The sequence below is a fragment of the Saccharopolyspora elongata genome (assembly GCF_004348985.1).
GTDB lineage: Bacteria > Actinomycetota > Actinomycetes > Mycobacteriales > Pseudonocardiaceae > Saccharopolyspora > Saccharopolyspora elongata.
The window spans coordinates 1-4589 of sequence record NZ_SMKW01000183.1; the positions used below are offsets into that span (position 1 = coordinate 1).

At 65.0% G+C, this 4589-nt stretch carries 2 protein-coding genes and 3 pseudogenes; 3 read left to right on the forward strand and 2 right to left on the reverse strand.

The window, feature by feature from the left end; all coding sequences use genetic code 11:
- The 3 genes and pseudogenes from E1288_RS49650 to E1288_RS46015 form a co-directional block, all read left to right on the forward strand.
- Nucleotides 1-140, forward strand: a pseudogene (locus tag E1288_RS49650) (IS5/IS1182 family transposase); the annotation flags it as partial.
- Nucleotides 141-431: 291 nt separating this feature from the next.
- Nucleotides 432-623 (forward strand): hypothetical protein, encoded by a 192-nt coding sequence (locus tag E1288_RS49660; RefSeq protein ID WP_235884302.1) that lies wholly within the window; start codon nucleotides 432-434, stop codon nucleotides 621-623.
- Nucleotides 581-763, forward strand: coding sequence for a hypothetical protein (locus E1288_RS46015; protein WP_132495615.1), 183 nt, complete (start codon nucleotides 581-583; stop codon nucleotides 761-763). The genes E1288_RS49660 and E1288_RS46015 overlap by 43 nt, the downstream gene beginning before the upstream one ends.
- Before the next feature lie 81 nt (nucleotides 764-844).
- On the opposite strand, the pseudogene E1288_RS46020 reads toward E1288_RS46015, so the two are convergent.
- A pseudogene (locus tag E1288_RS46020) lies at nucleotides 845-1938 on the reverse strand (IS110 family RNA-guided transposase).
- Between the two features lie 305 nt (nucleotides 1939-2243).
- Nucleotides 2244-3463: pseudogene (locus E1288_RS46025) on the reverse strand (IS110 family RNA-guided transposase).
- Between the last annotated feature and the right edge of the window lie 1126 nt (nucleotides 3464-4589).

Consider the following 4589-nt stretch of genomic DNA (forward strand, 5'->3'; position numbering starts at 1 on the left):
TCGTCGAGCGCACAATCGCCTGGTACCACGGCATGCGACGCCTCCGCATCCGCTGGGAACGCCGCGACGACATCCACGAAGCGTTCCTCGGCCTGGCCACCTGCATCATCTGCTACCGACACATCAAAACCCTTTGTTAGGAACCCTAATGGACGAGCCGCTGTCCAACTCGGACGCGAAGCTGCGCGTCGAAACCCGGGCGAACATCGCGTCGTTGCAACAGCGCCTGGAAACGACGACGATCTGCGCCATGCACGACCGGGTCGAGGCGATGACGGTGGGAATCGGGTGGCGGTGCTCGCCGACGGCGTGCTGCAGCAGTGCGCGACTCCTCAGGAGTTGTACGAGCGCCCGGCGAACTCGTTCGTCGCCGGCTTCATCGGATCCCCGCGATGAACGTTCTGAACCTGTCGCTGCAGGGTGACGGTGTTATGATCGGGCGAGCTCGCTGTCCCGCTGCCCAGGGAGATGCTCAGCATGCTGCGGACAGCATGCTGGCAGAGGTCGTCTTCGGAGTGCGGCCGGAGTCGTTGCGGCTGATAGGAGCGGCGAGGACAGCTTCGAACTCACCGTCTGGCTGGTGGAAGAACTCGGCTCGGACGCCTACGTTCACGGCGTCCTAGGCGAATCGGATCAGCGCGCCGCCGTCCGTGTGGACGGCCGCACCCCACCGCGCATCGGCGAAATGATCCGGGTAGCAGTGCGCGATGCAGTCGAGATCCGCGTGTTCGATCCGGACACTACTCAACGCCTCGCCGCATGACTTCCTCCGCTCGATCCACCGCGTTGGATCCATAGATGGCCTTGCGCTTTACCAACACGTGAAAGAATCTGAATGATCATGTCAAGCTGCAGCACTAGCTTTTTGTGGCCCAGCTGGGCTGAAGGTTAGTCTGTCGCGCAGCAGGGCCCAGAGCACGTCGACCAGGCGGCGGGCCAGTGCGAGCAGGGCTTGGGTGTGGATGAGTCGTTCGCTGCGCTTCTTGTCGTAGAAGGTGCGCGAGGGGCCGCGACTCTTGATGCTGGACAGCGCAGCCATGTAGAACACGCGCCGCAATCTGCGGTTGTAGCGTTTCGGCCGACGCAGATTCCCAGCGACACGACCGGAATCCTGCGGCACCGGCACGAGCCCTGCGTAGGAGGCCAAGCGCCCCGAGGTGGCGAATCCGGACAAGGTGCCGCCGGTGGCGACGACGAACTCTGCGCCGAGGATCGGGCCAAAGCCGGGCAGCGATTCGATGATCTCGGCTTGCGGGTGTTCCCGGAACCGGCTGGTGATCAGCTTGTCGGTGTCCTTGATCTGCCGGTCCAGTTCGAGCAGTTGCGTGGCCAGGCGGGCGATGAGCACCGCTGTGGTCGCTTCGCCCGGCAGGCGGACGGTTTGGGCCTCCGTGGCGGCCAGCGCGGCGGCGGCCACCCTGTCTCGCCGGCAGCCCGGATGGACTCGGGGGTTTGGAAGCCGGTGAGCAGGATCAGTGGCGAGCGGGCGGAGTAGTCGAAAGCCTTTTCAAGTCCGGGAAAGATGCTGCCGAGCAGGTCGCGCAGCCGGTTGACCCCGCGGACCCAGTCGGCCATGAGGTCTTCGCGGTGCGAGGTCAGCCGGGTCAGTTCGACCACTTTTTCATCCGGGGCGGTGACCGGGGTGAGGTCGGCGCGCATGCGCGCGGTCTCGGCAATCACCCGGGCGTCCTTAGCGTCTGTTTTGGACTCGCCGCGGAACACGCCGGTCATCCGATTGACCACCCGGCCGGGCACATAGACCACCGGCTGGCCGGTCGTGACGAGGACCGTGACCAGCAGCGCAGCGGCGTTGCTAGTCAGATCGATCGCCCACCGCACCTCGGCCGCCGACTTCCCGGCACGGGCGATGAGTTGCTCGATCGCGGCCTGGTTGTTGGCCACTTTCTGCGAGAACACGACCTTGCCGTCAATGTCCATCGCGCACGCGTGATGCGTGGTCTTCCCTACGTCAATACCGACCCAAATCAGCGGCCGAATCTTCACTCACGTTCTCCTGTTGTTGCAGGTCAACCCCGTGGACAACCCTGCCAACAGGTCCCTAAACAGCGACGGTCCGCATCAGATCTGAATCAGTGGCCAGGGCGTCCAGAGCGACGGGGCGGCCATTCTTTCAAAGCCACGACAGAGGCAAACATCCCAGCAGCCACACCCCGTCGCGCTGGGCATTCGGAGCGCTTACCCCGAACAAGATCCACCTTAGGGACATCCCAGGAGCTTGAATGTCAAGCAGCGGTCTTCTTGAGGTGGTGCGACCAGGCCGTCGCCTCGTCGTAGAGGGTGCGTGTCTTGAGGCATCCGTGCAGGATGCCGACGAGGCGGTTGGCGAGCTGGCGCAGGGCGGCGTTGTGCCCGGCGCCGCGTGCCCGGAGTTGGTCGTAGTAGGCGCGGGCGCCGGGCGAGGTGTTGAGCGCGGAGAAGGCTTGGGTCATCAGCGCGTCGATGAGCCGGTCGTTGTGCACGAACCTGGCCAGCACGGCCTTCTTCTTCCCGGAGGCACGGGTGATCGGGCTGGTCGCGGCGTAGTTCTTACGGGCCTTCGCGGTGGCATAGCGGTCGGGGGCGTCCCCGAACTCGGCGAGCACCCGGGCACCCCGGATCGATCCCAGACCGGGCTGGGAGCCGATGATCTCAGCGTCCGGGTGCCGGCCAAAATGCGCCTGCACCTGCCTTTCCAGCTCCTTGACCTGCGCGCGCAGGGTGGTCAGCACCGCCACAGCGACTCGGGTCGTGGCCGCGTAGGCCGCCGTGACCTCAGCGGGCTGGCCCAGGTGTTCCGCGCGCAGCACGGCCTGCACCCGGGCTGCTTTGGCGTCGACGTCCCGGCGGCGGGCCCGTTTCAGCGCCGCACGGATCTGGCTCAGCGACAGTCTGCGCGCGCTGTCCGGGTCCGGTGCTTTGCCCAGCAGTTCCAGGGTGTCGCCGGCGTCGAGGTCCTCGAACGCCTCCACCGCCGCGGGGAAGTGCTCCCGCAGGGCGTGGCGCAGTCGTTGGGTATGGCGGGTGCGTTCCCAGATCGGGGTCTTGTGCGCTCGTGCCACGACCTTGACCGCCTCGGCCTGATCGGTGTCCCCGGCCAGCGGGCGCAGCTGATGGGCGTCGGTGCGCACCATGTCGGCCAGCGTGTGCGCGTCGGCGGCGTCGCTTTGGCTCCGGACACGCCGTGGCGTTCTCGATAACGGGCCACCGACAGCGGGTTGACCGCGAACACCGTGTATCCGGCGGCGATCAACGCCTGAACCCACGGGCCCCGGTCGGTCTCGATACCGACCATCACCTCTACAGCCTCGGTGTTCTCGCCGAGTTGTTCGCCGATCATCGCGTGCAGTCGGGACATGCCCGCCACGCCCTCGGACAGCCTGGCCTTCGCCAGCCGCCGCCCGGTGGCGTCCATCAACTCGACGTCGTGGTGCGACTCGGCCCAGTCATCTCCTACGAACAGCACGCGTTCTCCCGTCCTCGCTCACCACCGGCAGCCCGCGGGAGAACTCTCAGCGACCTAATGAATCAGTGCTCACACCACAAACCCGTGGGCACGACATCCCATCAGCGATCAACTCTCCCGGCCCACCGGCAGGGGCACGCTCTTTCATCAGGACTCAAGCGTCCAGGAGACAAGAGTGCTCACCTGCTGGCGGCTACCAGACCCGAGTCTGCCGGACGGCCGACTCACGACTCATTAGGAGGGAAGGCTTGACGGCTACGATTCGTTGCCTCGGTCGTTTGGTGTTCGTTGGTGCGTTGTTGTGCGGGAGTGGCGAGGCATCCGGTTCTGCTGAAACCGCCGTGCCGCTCCCAAGTCGGTTCAGCCTGTCCGTGCACGAGCTCCGGGGAAAGAGCGCGTCCACTGTCGTTACGCTCACCTGCGGGTCGGCGGGCGGTTTCGCGCCCGGTGGTAGCTGTGCGGGAGAATGTGATCACTCCTGAGGTGAACCTTGCTAGCGCGTTCGCTGCAAACAGGTCCGAATACCATGCTCTCATGGTGGAATGCCGTGTAACCGCGGCCGTGTGGACTTCCATCGGTGGCGCGAGCCGTTCGGCATCCCACGAGGCCGCCTGGCGACCATCGAGAGACTCGCCGGGGCGCTTCTCTGGCTGGGGTGGCTCTCGTGTGTGACTTCTCGATCTTCGGGTCTACGGCAAACGTCGTCTTCGCCGAGGCGGCGTGGGTTTGCGCTGAGACACGATTGCGGGTGCGTATCCGGAGGCGTTGAAATCTTACGCGCTGCCGTGTTGCCGGATTGGCAGAATTGGTCAGACGCTGCCCGACTCTGCGTCATAATCTGCCCGGGCGGTCAGGTTTCCGGGTAACATTCTGGGTTCGTCGGGCCGACACGCATTCGCATCGACTTTGAACTGCCCCTTTAATAGGTGGTACGACGAGGCAAACATGCTAGACGTTTTGGCCAGTTCTGGGCTTCGGAGTTTTATACCGCCAAATCTCAGCTTGTTGTTTAACCTGTGCGGTTTTGGTGTTGTTGGAGGGTGAGGTCGCGTTTGATGGTCTTGCCGACGTCGTGACGGGTGGCGCGATGCGTGTTGCGGGAACCGGGTGGGCGTCCGGGACCGGG

Bases quoted from the DNA above. Each gene is read 5' to 3' on its own strand.
- E1288_RS49660 (WP_235884302.1), top strand. From the start codon at position 432: ATGATCGGGCGAGCTCGCTGTCCCGCTGCCCAGGGAGATGCTCAGCAT.